The sequence below is a fragment of the Nostoc sp. genome (assembly GCF_036917575.1).
In the GTDB taxonomy this organism is placed as follows: domain Bacteria; phylum Cyanobacteriota; class Cyanobacteriia; order Cyanobacteriales; family Nostocaceae; genus Nostoc.
Window position 1 is genome coordinate 37,287 of the sequence record NZ_JBALDC010000045.1, and the last position, 15,499, is coordinate 52,785.

The window sequence follows — 15,499 nt, forward strand, 5'->3', positions numbered from 1 at the left end:
AAGCAGCTTTGACTTACTCAAACCCCAGTTTGCTTACTCATTTAAGTAATTCACGCATTCATTTTGGTATATCATTGAGCCGAAAGAAAAGCGATCGCTTAAAAGCAATCCATTCCAACTGATCTATCCATTCTTCTGCCTCAGTAGTCTCCCAAACTAGCCCCAAATATATCCACCTTCTGACCAATGTGCTTCTAAATGAGTTGGCATACTAGCGCGATTATCTGTCACTAACAGCCGTTGAGATAATTGCAGATAACACAGTACGTCAGTTAATAAAATTCTCCCTTCTATACGGGCTTTAATTAAAATTTCATTATCTGGTAGTCTTTGCAAACCTTCATCGCGTAAATGCACGACATCATAACCATCGCCACGCAAGCAAGATACAGTGCGTAGTGAAATTCCCATATCTACCAAAAACTTCATTTTAGTGGTTAAGCAATTTTGAATGGATAAACCCGTTCTTGAGTCAACCACGCTGCATAAAGTAGAGATTAACGAATATCCTCTGCTTCTAAATCAGGATATTCTTCTAAAATTTCTTCTACAGGTTTTCCATTAACTACCAAATTGACTAATAAAGAAACCGGAATTCGCATTCCGCGAATGCAAGCTTGTCCACCCATAATACTAGGGTCAAATGTAATTCTATCTAGACCTAACATAAAATTATCTCTCCAAAATCTCTCTCAAAAACTAACTTCAATCCACAGCAAACGCTATTCTATAAATCAGTATCCCTCAAATCCTAAAGTTTCAACTATGATAGCTTCGCCCCAACAAAACTACGTCACCGTTGAAGAATACCTGCAAGTAGAGGAACAAAACAATATCAAGTATGAATATATAGACGGCTACATCTACGCAATGGCTGGAGCGCTAGATTCACACGTTACAATTGCTCTTAACCTGGCATCTTTCCTCCGTAATCATCTGCGCGGCTCTGGTTGTCGTGTTTACATTGCTGACATGAAAGCCAGAATTGAATCTTTGAATCGCTTTTATTATCCCGATGTGATGGTTACTTGCGATCGCCGAGATCAACAAACGCCAGGTTATAAAAGATTTCCCTGTTTAATTGTCGAAGTTTTATCTAATTCTACTGAAGCCTTTGACCGGGGCGACAAATTCGCCGATTATCAAACCCTGGAAAGTCTGCAAGAATATGTTTTAATTAATACAAAACGTCAACGAGTTGAGTGTTTTCGACGCAATGAGCAAGGGTTGTGGGTTTTACAATCCTACACAGCAGAACATCAATCATTTCGACTCAATAGCGTTGATTTTGAGGAAACAATGGCAGCACTCTACGAAGATGTAGTTTTTGAATAGTCAATTATGATCGGGCATTCGCCACGATATTTAGTAAACTATATAACTGATAAGCCTTGAAGGCTTCCTTACCAGGCGGAAGCGTTAATGAAAGCAGGCACAATTGATTAAATAAAAAGTTATGGCGCTCATAGTTCAGAAATACGGTGGTACATCTGTCGGTTCAGTGGAACGTATTCAAGCTGTTGCACAGCGTGTTTATAAAACTGTTAAAGCTGGAAACTCTATTGTTGTAGTGGTTTCAGCAATGGGCAAAACCACCGATGGACTCGTCAAACTAGCTACTGAAATTTCTCCAAATCCTAACCGCCGGGAAATGGATATGCTGCTTTCTACTGGCGAACAAGTAACTATTGCCTTACTCAGTATGGCTTTGCAGGAACTCGGACAGCCTGCAATTTCTATGACTGGCGCTCAGGTAGGAATTGTTACTGAAGCTGAACACAGCCGCGCTCGAATTTTGCATATTGAAACTACTCGCCTCACTCGCCACATAAATGCAGGTAAAGTAGTTGTAGTAGCTGGCTTCCAAGGTATATCCAGCGTCGGAGAGATGGAAATTACGACTTTAGGGCGTGGTGGTTCCGACACCTCAGCAGTGGCGATCGCAGCCGCATTAAATGCGAATTTTTGTGAAATTTATACAGACGTTCCAGGGATTCTTACTACAGACCCCCGCTTAGTTGCTGAAGCGCAATTGATGGATGCCATCAGCTGCGATGAAATGTTGGAATTAGCTAGCTTGGGCGCAAAAGTGCTGCATCCCCGTGCTGTGGAAATTGCCCGTAACTACGGTGTTCCCCTTGTAGTTAGGTCTAGCTGGACGGATCAACCAGGAACTTGGGTGACATCAGCCAAACCCCAAGGGCGATCGCTAATTAATCTAGAAATTGCCCGTCCTGTAGATCATGTAGAATTTGACACTAACCAAGCAAAGGTCGCTTTGTTGCGCGTCCCCGATAAACCAGGTGTTGCAGCCAGGTTATTTGGCGAAATTTCTCGGCAAAAACTAGATGTAGATTTGATTATTCAGTCAGTTCACGAAGGTAACAGTAATGACATTGCCTTTACGGTGACAACACCAATACTAAAACGGGCAGAAGCAGTAGCAACAGCGATCGCCCCAGCACTGCGGAGTCAATCTAACCCCAAATTTGACGAAGCCGAGGTAATGATAGAACGTAACATTGCCAAAGTCAGCATCGCAGGTGCAGGAATGATTGGCCGTCCTGGTGTTGCTGCAAAGATGTTTGCCACATTAGCTGAAGCTGGCGTGAATATCCAAATGATTTCCACCAGCGAAGTGAAAGTCAGTTGCGTAGTCAATGCCGCAGAATGCGATCGCGCCGTCTTAGCACTCCGCAGTGCCTTTGAAATCGAAGCAGGGGAGCAGAGAAGCAAGGAAGCAGAGGAGAGTCCATACCTAGATTCTCCTCTGCCTAATTGTCCCCCAGTTCGCGGCGTTGCCCTTGATTTAAATCAAGCGCGTCTTGCGATTCGCCAATTGCCAGATTGTCCGGGGATGGCGGCAAAGTTGTTCGGATTATTAGCACAACATAATATCAGCGTTGATATGATTATCCAATCTCAGCGCTGCCGGGTGATTGATGGTGTTCCCAGACGAGATATTGCTTTTACAGTCTCGCAGATAGACGGGGAAAATGCTAAAGAAATGCTTACCCAAGTAGCGGCAGAATTAGGATGGGGTGAAGTTGTTTTAGATCGTGCGATCGCTAAGGTGAGTATTGTCGGTGCAGGTATGATCGGACAACCAGGTGTTGCTGCTAAAATGTTTGCAGCTTTAGCCCAACAAGAAATTAATATTCAGATGATTGCCACTTCAGAAATCAAAATTAGTTGTGTTGTGGCGCAAGAGCAAGGTGTTAAAGCTTTGCAAGCTATTCATGCAGCCTTTGAACTAGCTGGTAGCGAGAAATTTGTCGTTCCAGTATAAAACCTGAATTAATCAGCTTTCAGCTTAAATCCCTCTCCCAAGCTTGGGAGAGGGACTTTGAAATATACACGCGGTGGCAGCCCACGCATCAATCTCATTTGAATTCGCTTAATAAATAAATATTTACAGCAGTTTGCAAGTAAATCAGGTACAAGATGTAAAACTCAATATTAGATAAAAATCGTTTTTACCTTCTGCTTCTTCCCTATAACACGTAAGCTATAATCAAACAATTTATCAGACTATAACTTATATTGATGAATAGTCATTTTTTAGATGGACATTATCAAATACTAAAAGTTCTCAAGGATGGGGAAAAAGAAAAAACCTATCTAGTTGAAGATGTTAATCTTTTTGGCAGCCAATTTATAGTAAAGCAGTTACGTTCTTCTAGTAGCAATTCTCAATCTTTAACAATTTTAAGCCGCTTGTTTGCCGATAATGCAGCAACTTTAGAAAAGTTGGGACAGAAAAATGACCAAATCCAAAAACTCATTACTTCTTTTGAAGAAAATGAAGATTTTTATATAGTTCAAGAATTCATACCCGGTAATCCTTTAACTGAGGAAATTATTCAGGGACAACCTTTAAAAGAAAATGAAGTAATTAGTCTTTTGTCAGAGATATTAGAAATTTTAGTTGTTGTACACAGCTATGGCATGATTCATCGGAATATCAAACCAGCAAATCTTATCCGTCGCGAATCAGATAAAAAGTTAGTTTTGATTAATTTAGGTACTTTTAATGAAGCAATCGATAATACTGTTGACAATTCTGAGTATATGTCTAGAGAACAAATTAACGGCAACCTCAAATACAACAGTGATATATATGCTTTAGGTATGGTTGCGATCGCAGCATTAAAAGGTTTACCTACAAAGGAAATATCTAATTTACGAAGTCAGAAAAATAAGCTAACGGGTGAAATACTTTGGCGCGATAAAAATTTAAAAGTTAACAGAAAATTAGCAAAAATTATTCATAAAATGGTGCGTTTTGATTATCGTAAGCGCTACCAGTATGCAACCGAAGTTTTAGACGACCTGAAAAATTTCACAAATGCTGATGACAATCAACAAAAACACCATCAGAAAAAATTATTATTAGTTTTAGCGGGGATAGCTGGCTGTATTACTCTTAGTGTGGCAGCTTGGCAATTGAGATCGCCAAAATTTGTAAATGATGCCCAACAAACATTATACCAAGAGGGAGTAAATAAATATGAGTCAGGAAACTATGAAGGAGCAATTGCAGATTTCAATCAGATTATTGAATTAGATCCGCAAAACGCTTTGGCTTATAATCGGCGAGGTGATGCTTATTATCGATTAGGAGATTACGAGCAAGCACAAGCAGATTCTAGTCAAGCTATTTTACTCGATCCTCAAGATGCTAATGGCTATTTTGACCGAGGATTTGCTTTTTCGGAATTAGGCAAAAACAAAGAAGCGATCGCAGACTATACCCAAGCAATAAAGTTAAATTCCAAAGATGCTTATGCATACTATGGACGAGGATTAGCTTATGCTCAATTGAAGGATAATAAAGGCGCACTTGGAGATTTTAGCAAAGCGATCGCCCTCAAACCTCAGTATACCGAAGCTTATTTGCAACGAGGTATTCTCCACCGCCGCCTCAAACAAAGACTTGAAGCAATCCAAGATTTTGATAAAGTAATTAAGATTAATCCTAGCGATGCTAAAGCTTATTATCAAAGGGGTTTAACTCAATCTATTAATCAACAAAAATATGAAGCAATTAAAGATTACACAGATGCAATTAATATCAATCCCAAATACATAGAGGCTTATCTGAATCGCGGTGATATTTATAGCGATTTGGGAAATCAAGTAGAAGCTACTGAAGATTACAACACTATTTTACAAATAGATCCTAAATTTATTGCAGCTTACATTCACAGAGGTATTCACCGCTTTTCCTTTGGAGATTATAAAGGTGCTATTGAAGATTATACCGCAGTGCTGAAATTAGATACAAATAATATAGCAGCTTACAACAACCGTGGTAATGCTTATCTGGAACTGGGAAATAAAAAAGCTGCAAATCAGGATTATTCACGAGCGATCGCAATTAGTCCTAACAATGCCTTAGCCTATTATAACCGGGGTGTGATTCGCACCAAGCAGAAAAATAAATCGGGTGCGATCGCAGATTTCAGAAAAGCCGCAAAACTATTCCAACAGCAAGGGGAACAAGATAGTTATCAAGATGCACAGCGAGAAATAGCAATTCTGCAAAATAAGTCAGCGCCAGCGAAAAATACACGCCCGAAATCTGGGAAAATAGAAAAAAACTGAGTTATTAGTCAATAATGTGTTTTATATTACAATTTTACCACTAATGCTTTATCAAGCTAGTTTTTAAAGTTAATAGTAAGTACTTTAGTACTTCTTACGATGAGTCACAGTATTTTTTAACGACTCAATTTGGATTGCTATATGCTAATTCTCCTGACTTTTTATCCAGATAACCTGGAAATATTCACAAACAGGGATGTCGATACGGTACTGAAAAGAATTGATGGTTCTCATAATATTTGGTTACGCTGTATTCACTTCCGCGATCGCACTGGAACAGCTAGAATTATCAAGCACTTTGGACTCAATCCATCTCGTGTTAACATGATTTTCAACCATTCACCTGTAGGAATTGATGAAAATATAGAAGATTGTTTATTTGATAGCTATGAAATCCTAACTCCTCAAATCAAAAATAATGAGTTTGAGGTTGTACGGGGTAATATTGTAGTTGGGAATAAATTTATTATCACTTTTGAAATTACTGAGCTAAAAGTTTTCAATATTTTAACTAATCATCTGCAAAAAAGAACTATAGATATTCAAAAGCTGGGAATTGACTATCTTTTTTATCTCATATTTAAAGATATTTTGAATAATTATGAAACTGTATTTACCTATATTTCTAGAAAACTTGATGATTTAGAAGATGAGGTTTTAGACAATTCTGGTAATGAATCAACGTATCAGAAAATTGCTACAATGAGGCAATCTACTCGTTCTGGACGCCGTAATTTTCAAAGCATCAAGTTACTTATGGCTATTATGGATAATGAAGATTTTCAATGGGTTAGCCAGCCAGTGAAAGAATTATTCAATCAAGAATTGGTTCATCACGTTGATAAACTCTGGCAAGAATATCAAGCTTTAAGAGCGTGGATGTCAGAATTAATGGAAATTCAACGTGATAATATTGCAAGCAAAACAGGTGAACGAATTAATCGCCTAACCATCCTATCAACAATATTTTTACCAATTACTTTTATGTCTGGTTTCTATGGTATGAATTTTAAATATATGCCGGAATTAGAGCAACCATTGGCTTATCCTGCGGTGATCTGTATGATGGTATTAATTGTGATTAGCAGTATTATTTATGCTAAAAAACAACGTTGGTTGTAGTATCTATCAAGTTTCTAATAAACAATTATCAATTTATTAAAAAAGTTGTGGTTATAAGCCTGTCGGTTTAGAGGTTGTTTGAAAAGTGGTTGACTGTGATTTTATTCACTATTTCGAGCATAGCGATCGCTAATACCCAATTAGACCTGGAGTTTTAAAGCTTGTAACTTTTTAAACTGAAATAAATATAATTAACTCGATCGAAACTTAGAATCTGACAAATGACGTGAAATCAACCCATGAGTGACTTAGTTTTTCTACCCGCTCATCAACTTGCTCAGATGATTCGCGATCGCCAAGTCTCTGCTGTCGAAGTGTTCGATGCTTACCTGGCGCAGATTTATAAACACAACTCAAAGTTAAACGCGATTTGCACGTTAGACGAAGACAATGCTCGTACCAGAGCAAAGCTTGCAGATGAAGCCCTAGCTAGAGGAGAACACTGGGGCGCTCTGCACGGTGTCCCTGTGACAATTAAAGATATTTTTGAAACAGTAGGACTCCGTACCACAGCAGGTTACATTCCTCTCAAAGACTACATTCCTCAACAGGATGCCACTGTTGTTGCAAGGCTGCGGACAGCAGGAGCCATTATCCTTGGAAAAACCAACATGGCAGAACTGGCTGGTGATTATCAAAGTACAAATTCTCTGTTTCCACGGGTAAATAATCCCTGGAATCTTGAGTATACAGCAGGTGGCAGTTCTGGAGGTAGTGCTGCTGCTGTTGCAGCCGGACTTTCACCATTAGATATAGGTAACGATATTGCAGGTTCCGTGCGCCAGCCTGCGACTTTCTGCGGTGTGTATGGCTTAAAGCCAACAGATCGCCGTATTTCCACCGCCGGAAGTATCCCTGAAGTACCGGGAATGCCGCTATGCTTGCGACAAATGTTGACTATTGGCTGTTTTGCGCGATCGCTCGAAGATATTCGCCTTTGTTTCTCGCTGATCGCTGGTGCGGATCTGCGTCGCCCAGATGTGCCGCCGATTCCCCTTGATACTCCATCAGGCAAGTCTTTGCAGGATCTTAAAATTGCTTGGATCGATCAATGGGTAGAGGTTCCCGTTGCTGCGGAAATTCGAGGTGCAGTGCAGACAGTGGTGCAAAAACTTGCTCAAGCAGGTACTCATGTTGAACGCTGGCTTCCCAAAGATTTTGATTTATCGACAGTGTGGAACCTCTGCGGACGGATGGAAGCATATATCAACAATTACGCCCAACCCAAGGATCGCTATAATGTGCTACGCAGCTTAGAGTTACTCTTTCGCACGGCAACTCAAGGCGACAAAAAATTGCGAAAATTGGGGAATTTCAGTAGCTTTCTGCCAGAACTTTTAAATCCCAGCTTAAAAGGATATTTTGAGACACTCACCGAACGCGATCGCTTCATTGCCCAAATCGATGAAGCTCTAGAAGCGTGGGATGTATGGCTCACTCCTGTGACAGCAACTCCTGCATTTACCCATTGTCCGGCTTGGAGCGCTATTGATATAGACGGCAAATCCTATCCTCATGCGGTGGCAAACGGAGCTTACACTATGCCATTTAATCTCAGTGGTCATCCGGCGGTGGTGATTCCGATTGGGCAAACTCACAATGGCTTGCCGATTGGAATCCAAATTATTGGCAAGCGATGGCGCGAGATGGAATTGCTAGCGATCGCTCAAGAACTTGACAAAGCGGTTGGTGATTTCCGCCATCCATCAGCCTATTTTTAACCGGATGTGATATCACGGTAAGTTAAAAAACTCAAACAACCCAGTCGCCGAAATAACAAATGCGTTCGCTCGTTTAAATGTATGCACTGATCTGGAATCGATACCTAATAATGAAGGCTATCAAGGGTAATTTTTGGCAGAATTTTACAATTAGTTATTCTAAAAATTCCTACTTCTTTTTCTAATATGTGCTTGAAACCCTTGATCTTTTATTTTCAGTTTTCAATAAGTATAAGCTTTGTAGCACAGATATTATTAGTGGGATAGGTTTACCAATTTAAAAAAATAATGTGACAAATACAAGCCTATAAATCTAGATAAAATTTAGCTTTTTGAATTTTAATTAGTATTTAGAGGGGAGTGGTACTGATACCGCGCACAAAAATATCTACACAGGTTTCAATATAGTCTTCACAGCTATAGCTGCCTTGATTGAATTTTGCACTGCGGCATAGCATTCCAGCCAATAGCATTCCTGTAAACATATCGACAACCGGAAATGGATCGAGGTCTGCCCTGACAGTGCCTAGTTTCTGACTCGATTGCAGGTAAGCTACTAGTTTTTGTGCTAACGGCTTGGCAGCTTCTTGAATCACTTGTTTAGCTGCCTCTGGATGACGTTTAGCTTCTCCAATGAAGGTACGAATTAAGTCCTCCTGTGTCTCTAGCATAGTATTGTAGAGATGAGCATACCGTTTTAAATCAATTTTTAGATCCTGTGTCCACACTTCGGGGTATGCAAGGGCTTCTGTCTGGAGTGCCAAGGCATTTTTCATTACTGCTAAGAGAAGTTGTTCTTTGCTAACAAAGTGGCGAAATAAAGTCACCTCATTCACACCAGCAACACGAGCTATTTCACGGGTAGTTGCTCCTTGAACACCTAAACTGGCAAATACCTGTAAGGCGGCTTCTATCAAACGTGTGCGGGTGAGAGTTGATGAACGAATGGTTTTATGCATTTATGCTGGCAAGTACTTCCCTTCCTTTCATCATAGAATATGTAGAAAAAGTGGTTGTAATTTTGGGGAAATAATATTGATGCTAGTATTTTTAAAGTTATTGAAAAGATTTACCTTTTCAAATTGATTTTGGTGTAGTAGCTAATATTTTACTCATTTTAATAACTGGAACAACTATCCCACTTCTTAAATAATGAGGTGCTTTTTGGATGGCAGTAAATCCCAGTCGTAAATAAAACCCTTCAGCATACAGGCTAGCGGTTGTAATTACCTTATCTATACCTTGCTCAGTTGCTTCATCGCAAAAATGTTGAACTAAAGCACGGCCAATCCCTTTACCTTGATATTTCGGATGGACATACAACCCGATTAGTTCATCAACAATGAAACTAGCAAAACCTATAACAACATCTCCCTTGATCGCAACCCAGAAAGATTCTGCTTTCATACTCTTTAAGATATTTGAACCATCAGGTTTGGCGCGGTAATTGCGCCAAGCTAAAAGTTCTTTTTGGGTGTATAAAGTTGCAGGCAGAGCTTTGATAGCAGCAATATGAATTGCACTCAGCACCCACGCATCTGTTTCTTGGGCAGGTCGAAGAGATATTTCGTTAGAATTCATAGGTTCAAGGCTAGCATTCAAATTATACCATTTTGGATTTTAGATTTGAGATTGTGTACTCCTACACAGAAGCAAGCTATGCGTAGTGTCTCGCAGAGAAAAAGTTAATGAAGCAGACAGCAATAACGTAGCGGGCTTGTTTACCTTGGGTTTTGAGAAAATTAAGAAACTTTTCATCTTCCATTTTGACATTGATATCTAAGCCTCCTGACACAAAGAATACATCTAAGGCTGGGGCTAGGGTATGTTTCTCCACCCTCACCGATAAGTGTTTCGTAGCCCATCGGTAGTTCTTTAATAAATTGATGTGCGCCTGCTTGTGTAGCGGCTTTTATGACTTCTTTTAAAGAAGTTTCAAGATGACCTAAACTGATGTTTTTCCGAATTGTATTGCCAACACAAAGGTATCTTGGTCAACTATACCAATTTGCTGCCGGAGCGATCGCAGCGATAAACTAGTGGTCTGTCCCATTAATTCTGCAGGGTTGGATAAATCTTGGAAAGCTTAACTCTGGCATCTTCTGTACGAAAACGCCAATTTACACGAACATGATTTTGATTGCGATCGCACTCCCAAATTGAAACCAATGAATCTAAAGTTACAATCCGCCGGAATTCTTCGTTGAAGACATTGACGAACAAGTACAGACAATTCAGATTCCACCATATTTAACCCTTCGGGTTCGCCAGCTGCTTCAAGTCGGGGAACCCGCCTAACGCACTGGCTCACCAACTACCATGTTTCGGTGTATGGTGAATTTCTAGTTTTTTCGCAATTCTTCTGGACTCAGTTGCGGGAAAGACTTCATACAATGCACCGATGGTATGAGTATTTAAGTTGTGCATCACCAGTCGAATTACATCCGCGTCCTCTCCACTGTTGCCACACTTATATGTAGAATTTTGGCGAGCGCTTCATCTGTTTCACCTGACGAAGCCATTAGTAAAGTGTGCGCCCGACGAATCATTCGCACCGTTGCTTTTCCTTATTCAATGACCACCGAAAATCCGGCTCTAAATTTGGTAGCAGGTTGCCAATAGTAATCCGAGAATTCTTTGTGTTGTCAGTTTCTTGCTCAGCAGTCTTGCGTATCTGGCGAGTTGAAAGTCCCATTTCTTTGAGCAAGCGATTAATGTGGCAAGCACTAACTTTCATCCCCATCTCTTTTGCCAGATGCTTGCTTAACCATTGTCCTGTCCAGCGTTCAAATGGATAGCCATACTCACGCGGACTATGGTTTGCTAGTTCTTGCAAACGAGCCAGATATTGCTCATTCACAGCCTTGGGACGACCCATCGGGCGATCGCTCCAATGATGAGCTTGACCTGTTTGAGCAATCGTCATCCAGTGCCGTGCTGTCTCCTGAGCGCATCCTAACGCTTCACAGATTTGAGTCTGAGATTGGCCTGCATCTGTCAACAACATAATTTCAATCCGACGGCGATATTCTGGACGTAAATCTGTTTCTAGACTCTTGAGCAAAAGTTTGCGCTGAAAACTTGTTAAGTATAGACCTTGCTTGTCCACAGCAATTCCTCCTGGTATAACTTGCAATGCCCAGATAGAAATTAATCTGGATAATTCCTGAGAACCTCTGTTACTTCTCTGAATCAAAACTCCGGGAATTCCACATCTCGTTACAAAGCTTTACAGTAATTTGCTAGACAGTCACAACTATGGCTTTTCAGGCTTTGGTGGTGTGACAGGGCATCAAGTACCATCTGCGACTATAAATATAGCTTCAGTTTGAAATTGCAGGCATTGGTAAATATGTACTGAAAATGGTGATTTACTACTACCAAATTTGACAATATCCCTATTTACAGTAGAGCAATTTTGGAATCAAAACACTCTTACTTATGCATAAATAAAAAGCTTTTACCTCTTGAAATCGTTGAGAATAACTCATATCTTTGAGTTGAGGTTAATTAAGTCAAAGTTAATCTTAACCAAAGAATTTTATTAAGGAGAAAAGAAAAATGTCACAGATCAAAATACTAGATTTAGATAATGCTTGCTCACTATCTGAATTAAGCTGCGAGGACATCAATATTGTTAGAGGAGGATTCGCAGTTGTATTCGCAGCTACTAAAAATCCCTTTGCTGCTATTCGTGCATACAGACGTGTTCTCGCTAACACAGGTAACCAAGTGTTAGCTAGTGGGGCTTCTTTATCTACTTCAGATTAGATACCAAATGAAGTCTGAGTGTTAGTATCATAACTGTGTTGTTTAGTGCCTTTCAGATAGGTATTAGATGATACAAAATCCCCTGAAGCTGAACTTGATTTAGTTTCGGGGGATTAATCAACCCGTGCAAATGGATTTTGTTAATCATTCAAGAAAGAAATAGAGACTTTACCTACATTTACTTCCGTATTCAGTATTATGGTTGGCAAAGTAACAACTCAAGGCGATAAGATCCTCAAAGCAGACATTGCACGTCAGCTTTTTGGTCTTGACGGTCAAGGAATTAAAGTAGGCATCATCTCGGATAGTTTCAATTCGCTTTCTGGATTAAGTGAAAATGTTAAAAGTGGAGATCTGCCTGGAAAAGCGAATCCATTTGGATATCGCCAGCCTGTGAACATCCTTGCAGACAGTAATAAACCACTGTCGGACGAAGGTAGGGCATTAGGTCAAGTAATCCACGATATTGCACCAGGGGCAGAGCTATTTTTTCATACTTTCATTAAAGAGGATCGAGACGGCCTGTTTAAAGATGAAGAAACTTTTGCCAAAGCAGTTTCTACCCTTACTGCTGCCGGGGTTGATATAATCGTTGAAGATGCTATATTTGCTGCTTCTCTTCTACAAGACGGTAAAGCAGCTAAGGCTATCGAAGCCGCCATTGATCAGGGCGTAGTAGTTGTCTCTGCTGCTGGTAATAATGGCGGAATTTCATACGAAAGCGTATTTCGTCCAGGCGCTGAGTTTAAGCTTGAAGGTTTTCAATTTCAAGCCCACGATTTTGATCCCACCGATGGCGTAGATATCTTTCAGAACATCAATCTCCCAGAAGGTAATACACTGATCAATCCTCTTTTGGGATGGGACGATCCTATTGGAGAGATCAAAACAGAATATGTCCAGTTTTTAGTGAATACGCCTGAATTGCCAAACCCAGCCAATATTGTTGCGGTTTCAGGGGTAATTAGCGAGTCTGCTGTAGATGTTCCCCTTCAAGTACTTGGGTATGCCCCTGAAAAGGATGAACAACTTTACTTTGTAATTGCCAAGGTTGGTGATGATGTATCCGAAAAACCAACGTTTATCAAATGGGTTAGTGGCGCTAATGGAGCAGACCGCAAAATTGACTATGAATACGTAGACGAAGATGCCAATAATAGATCAGTTTACGGACACAGTAATGCACCCAGATCCATTACTGTTGGTGCCACGAATATCAAAAATCCTACAGAAATCAGAGATTATTCAAGCCACGGCGGATCTCCCATTTGGCTGGATTCTCACGGCAATAGGTTGGCCAATCCCATCCTTAGAAATAAACCACAAATCTATGCCCCAGACGGCGTTGCAACCAATTTCCCAAGTGATTCTTCGTTTGCTGAATTTTTAGGCACTTCAGCATCTGCACCTCACGTAGCAGGCTTAGTAGCACTAATGTTAGATCGAGCCGATGGAAATCTTACCCCTGAAGAGATTCGTACTAAAGTCCAAGATACTGCGCTTTCTATAGGAGAAGGTTCAGGGCTTGTACAGGCAGATCGAGCTGTTATAGAAGCATTCGTTTCAGAAAAGATAGGATCTGACTGTACCGATTTTCTCTACGGGACAGATTCTGCTGACAATCTTTACGGAAATAAAGGCGCTGATATTTTAGTTGGGCGGGGAGGGCAAGACTATTTAGTAGGAGGAGACGGGAAAGACATTTTATTAGGAGGTAATGGCAATGATGTTATCGATGGCGGTAAAGGCAACGATATCCTTATTGGTGATAAAGGAGCTGATCGGTTTGTGCTGCGATCGCTTTATGGACAAGATAAAATACTTGACTATGATCGTGGAGAGGACTTTTTCATCTTAGAGGATCTGACATTTGAGCAGATCACAATTACACAAGGCATTTTTAGCACTTCAATTCAGGTTACAGATACACAAGAAAGACTAGCGGAACTTATTGGAATAGAAGCTAGCACGATTAGGGTGGAAAACTTTATAGCGTTAGCATAGCAAGGGATCTAGATTAATTCGCATCATAGATTAGCTTTACACATTTGACTCGACGCGAAGAAATCGATGCTGCGATCGTAGTCCTTCAGCAAGGTAAAGTAATCTAGATAACAGTATAATTACAACCAATTTCCCACCAGAACATAAGGTGCCCAAAAATATGGGCAATTTTTTTTAGCTAAAATAGCAAGTTGGGCGCGTTGCAAGGCTTGGGCTTTAGTTACCCCAGCATCCAACTCTCGGTATAATTCACCCATAAACTCGCTAGTAGATTCATCATCTATTGTCCACAAAGTTGCTAGCGTACTGCGTGTGCCCGTCAGTTTATAGATTCTTACAATTTGCAAGGTTGCCGCTTTGCCTTAACGCCCTTAGCGGCAACCTTGCAAACAGATACTCCTGGTTCTATACGTTTTTTTGCAATCTCCGAACTGGGATAAGTCCATTACTTGGGCTGGGGAAACCTGCTATATAGCGTCAAAACTGGCGAAATTGCTCTCCTAACTTGCCCAATAGTATAACTCTTGAAATATAAACTACGATAATTATATAAACAAAAAGTATAAAAAACTCTAATTAACACTAATTCTATCGACAAACCGTATATTATGGATAAAGTAAAAAAATAACCAACTTCAAAAGACAAATTTTGAAGTAATCAAGCAATATCTTGTAATATTTGGCTTATTTTGCTGTGCTTATTTTGAATATCTTCTCAAAGCCTGCTCTATTAGAGTATTTGACAAGCTGGAAGACATTAGAAAGTCAAAAGGAGTGAATGTGATCAACGCTATACAAATTAACGAAAACTTGACAACAACAGGACAAGTCATACCGAAACAGCTTGAGCAAGCTATTCAAGAAGGTTTTAAGTCCGTTCTCAATCTGCGATCGCCTGATGAACTAGGATTTTCCAAAGATGAGCAAAAAGTAGCGGAAGCATTGGGGCTGTATTATCAAAATGTTCCACTCAAGGTGGATTTAAAAAATTTGAATGAAGAGATGATTACCAAAATTCTCACGACACTCGAACAAATCCCGAAACCAGCAGTCGTACATTGTGCCGCCGGGATGCGATCGACTGGAATTGCGCTGTTGAGTATCGCTATCCAGGAAGGATTAACACCAGAGGAAACCTTAGCAAAAGCGAGAAATCTCGGTTTTGGATTTTTTGAACACGCTGGTGTTAGTCCTCGATTGAAGCAATTATTTGTGGACTACGTTAACAAACACGCAAAAATAGCTATATCTGCTAGCTGTTCTTAAATATTAGT

General features: G+C 40.2%; 16 protein-coding genes and 1 pseudogene. 8 read left to right on the forward strand and 9 right to left on the reverse strand.

The window, feature by feature from the left end:
* Positions 1-156 precede the first annotated feature (156 nt).
* A complete protein-coding gene (locus V7K79_RS11840) occupies positions 157-480 on the reverse strand; it encodes a DUF5615 family PIN-like protein (protein ID WP_335047803.1) in 324 nt (107 codons plus the stop codon).
* A 17-nt stretch (positions 481-497) separates the two neighbouring features.
* Positions 498-668 (reverse strand): DUF433 domain-containing protein, encoded by a 171-nt coding sequence (locus V7K79_RS11845; RefSeq protein WP_335047805.1) that lies wholly within the window; start codon positions 666-668, stop codon positions 498-500.
* 97 nt (positions 669-765) lie between these two features.
* Here V7K79_RS11845 and V7K79_RS11850 point away from each other — a divergent pair, with 97 nt between their 5' ends.
* From V7K79_RS11850 to V7K79_RS11870, 5 genes are all read left to right on the forward strand, one after another.
* Complete coding sequence (locus tag V7K79_RS11850) at positions 766-1,335, forward strand: Uma2 family endonuclease (protein ID WP_335047807.1); 570 nt, start codon at positions 766-768, stop codon at positions 1,333-1,335.
* A 121-nt stretch (positions 1,336-1,456) separates the two neighbouring features.
* Positions 1,457-3,289, forward strand: a complete 1,833-nt coding sequence (locus V7K79_RS11855; protein ID WP_335047808.1) for an aspartate kinase — start codon at positions 1,457-1,459, stop codon at positions 3,287-3,289.
* A gap of 257 nt (positions 3,290-3,546) precedes the next feature.
* A complete protein-coding gene (locus V7K79_RS11860) occupies positions 3,547-5,607 on the forward strand; it encodes a tetratricopeptide repeat protein (RefSeq protein WP_335047810.1) in 2,061 nt (686 codons plus the stop codon).
* A 141-nt stretch (positions 5,608-5,748) separates the two neighbouring features.
* Positions 5,749-6,729: a magnesium transporter CorA family protein gene (locus tag V7K79_RS11865; protein WP_335047812.1), complete on the forward strand. Its 981-nt coding sequence runs from the start codon at positions 5,749-5,751 to the stop codon at positions 6,727-6,729.
* 239 nt (positions 6,730-6,968) lie between these two features.
* Positions 6,969-8,450 (forward strand): amidase, encoded by a 1,482-nt coding sequence (locus V7K79_RS11870; RefSeq protein ID WP_335047814.1) that lies wholly within the window; start codon positions 6,969-6,971, stop codon positions 8,448-8,450.
* 350 nt (positions 8,451-8,800) lie between these two features.
* Here V7K79_RS11870 and V7K79_RS11875 read toward each other — a convergent pair whose 3' ends face one another.
* The 6 genes and pseudogenes from V7K79_RS11875 to V7K79_RS11900 form a co-directional block, all read right to left on the reverse strand.
* Entirely contained in the window at positions 8,801-9,409 is a 609-nt protein-coding gene (locus V7K79_RS11875; protein WP_335047816.1) for a TetR/AcrR family transcriptional regulator, read from the reverse strand.
* 118 nt (positions 9,410-9,527) lie between these two features.
* The gene (locus V7K79_RS11880; protein WP_335047818.1) at positions 9,528-10,031 is read right to left on the reverse strand and encodes a GNAT family N-acetyltransferase; all 504 of its coding nucleotides are present in this window, start codon (positions 10,029-10,031) and stop codon (positions 9,528-9,530) included.
* Positions 10,032-10,282: 251 nt separating this feature from the next.
* A pseudogene (locus tag V7K79_RS11885) lies at positions 10,283-10,491 on the reverse strand (hypothetical protein); the annotation flags it as partial.
* Positions 10,492-10,757: 266 nt separating this feature from the next.
* Entirely contained in the window at positions 10,758-10,880 is a 123-nt protein-coding gene (locus V7K79_RS11890) for a hypothetical protein (protein WP_335047820.1), read from the reverse strand.
* A gap of 8 nt (positions 10,881-10,888) precedes the next feature.
* Entirely contained in the window at positions 10,889-10,999 is a 111-nt protein-coding gene (locus V7K79_RS11895) for a helix-turn-helix domain-containing protein (RefSeq protein WP_442938919.1), read from the reverse strand.
* Entirely contained in the window at positions 10,996-11,559 is a 564-nt protein-coding gene (locus tag V7K79_RS11900; protein WP_335047824.1) for a helix-turn-helix domain-containing protein, read from the reverse strand. The genes V7K79_RS11895 and V7K79_RS11900 overlap by 4 nt, the downstream gene beginning before the upstream one ends.
* A gap of 452 nt (positions 11,560-12,011) precedes the next feature.
* Here V7K79_RS11900 and V7K79_RS11905 point away from each other — a divergent pair, with 452 nt between their 5' ends.
* Positions 12,012-12,221: a hypothetical protein gene (locus V7K79_RS11905; protein ID WP_335047825.1), complete on the forward strand. Its 210-nt coding sequence runs from the start codon at positions 12,012-12,014 to the stop codon at positions 12,219-12,221.
* 198 nt (positions 12,222-12,419) lie between these two features.
* Positions 12,420-14,225: a S8 family serine peptidase gene (locus V7K79_RS11910; RefSeq protein WP_335047827.1), complete on the forward strand. Its 1,806-nt coding sequence runs from the start codon at positions 12,420-12,422 to the stop codon at positions 14,223-14,225.
* A 119-nt stretch (positions 14,226-14,344) separates the two neighbouring features.
* Here the strand turns inward: V7K79_RS11910 and V7K79_RS11915 are convergent, their stop codons facing one another.
* Complete coding sequence (locus V7K79_RS11915) at positions 14,345-14,572, reverse strand: CHAT domain-containing protein (protein WP_335047829.1); 228 nt, start codon at positions 14,570-14,572, stop codon at positions 14,345-14,347.
* Between the two features lie 433 nt (positions 14,573-15,005).
* Here V7K79_RS11915 and V7K79_RS11920 point away from each other — a divergent pair, with 433 nt between their 5' ends.
* Entirely contained in the window at positions 15,006-15,491 is a 486-nt protein-coding gene (locus tag V7K79_RS11920; RefSeq protein ID WP_335047831.1) for a beta-lactamase hydrolase domain-containing protein, read from the forward strand.
* Positions 15,492-15,499: the final 8 nt, after the last annotated feature.

Coding starts and splice junctions, on each gene's coding strand:
- V7K79_RS11845 (WP_335047805.1), bottom strand. CDS start 668: ATGTTAGGTCTAGATAGAATTACATTTGACCCTAGTATTATGGGTGGA.
- V7K79_RS11850 (WP_335047807.1), top strand. CDS start 766: ATGATAGCTTCGCCCCAACAAAACTACGTCACCGTTGAAGAATACCTG.
- V7K79_RS11855 (WP_335047808.1), top strand. CDS start 1,457: ATGGCGCTCATAGTTCAGAAATACGGTGGTACATCTGTCGGTTCAGTG.
- V7K79_RS11860 (WP_335047810.1), top strand. CDS start 3,547: ATGAATAGTCATTTTTTAGATGGACATTATCAAATACTAAAAGTTCTC.
- V7K79_RS11865 (WP_335047812.1), top strand. CDS start 5,749: ATGCTAATTCTCCTGACTTTTTATCCAGATAACCTGGAAATATTCACA.
- V7K79_RS11870 (WP_335047814.1), top strand. CDS start 6,969: ATGAGTGACTTAGTTTTTCTACCCGCTCATCAACTTGCTCAGATGATT.
- V7K79_RS11875 (WP_335047816.1), bottom strand. CDS start 9,409: ATGCATAAAACCATTCGTTCATCAACTCTCACCCGCACACGTTTGATA.
- V7K79_RS11880 (WP_335047818.1), bottom strand. CDS start 10,031: ATGAATTCTAACGAAATATCTCTTCGACCTGCCCAAGAAACAGATGCG.
- V7K79_RS11895 (WP_442938919.1), bottom strand. CDS start 10,999: ATGATTCGTCGGGCGCACACTTTACTAATGGCTTCGTCAGGTGAAACA.
- V7K79_RS11905 (WP_335047825.1), top strand. CDS start 12,012: ATGTCACAGATCAAAATACTAGATTTAGATAATGCTTGCTCACTATCT.
- V7K79_RS11910 (WP_335047827.1), top strand. CDS start 12,420: ATGGTTGGCAAAGTAACAACTCAAGGCGATAAGATCCTCAAAGCAGAC.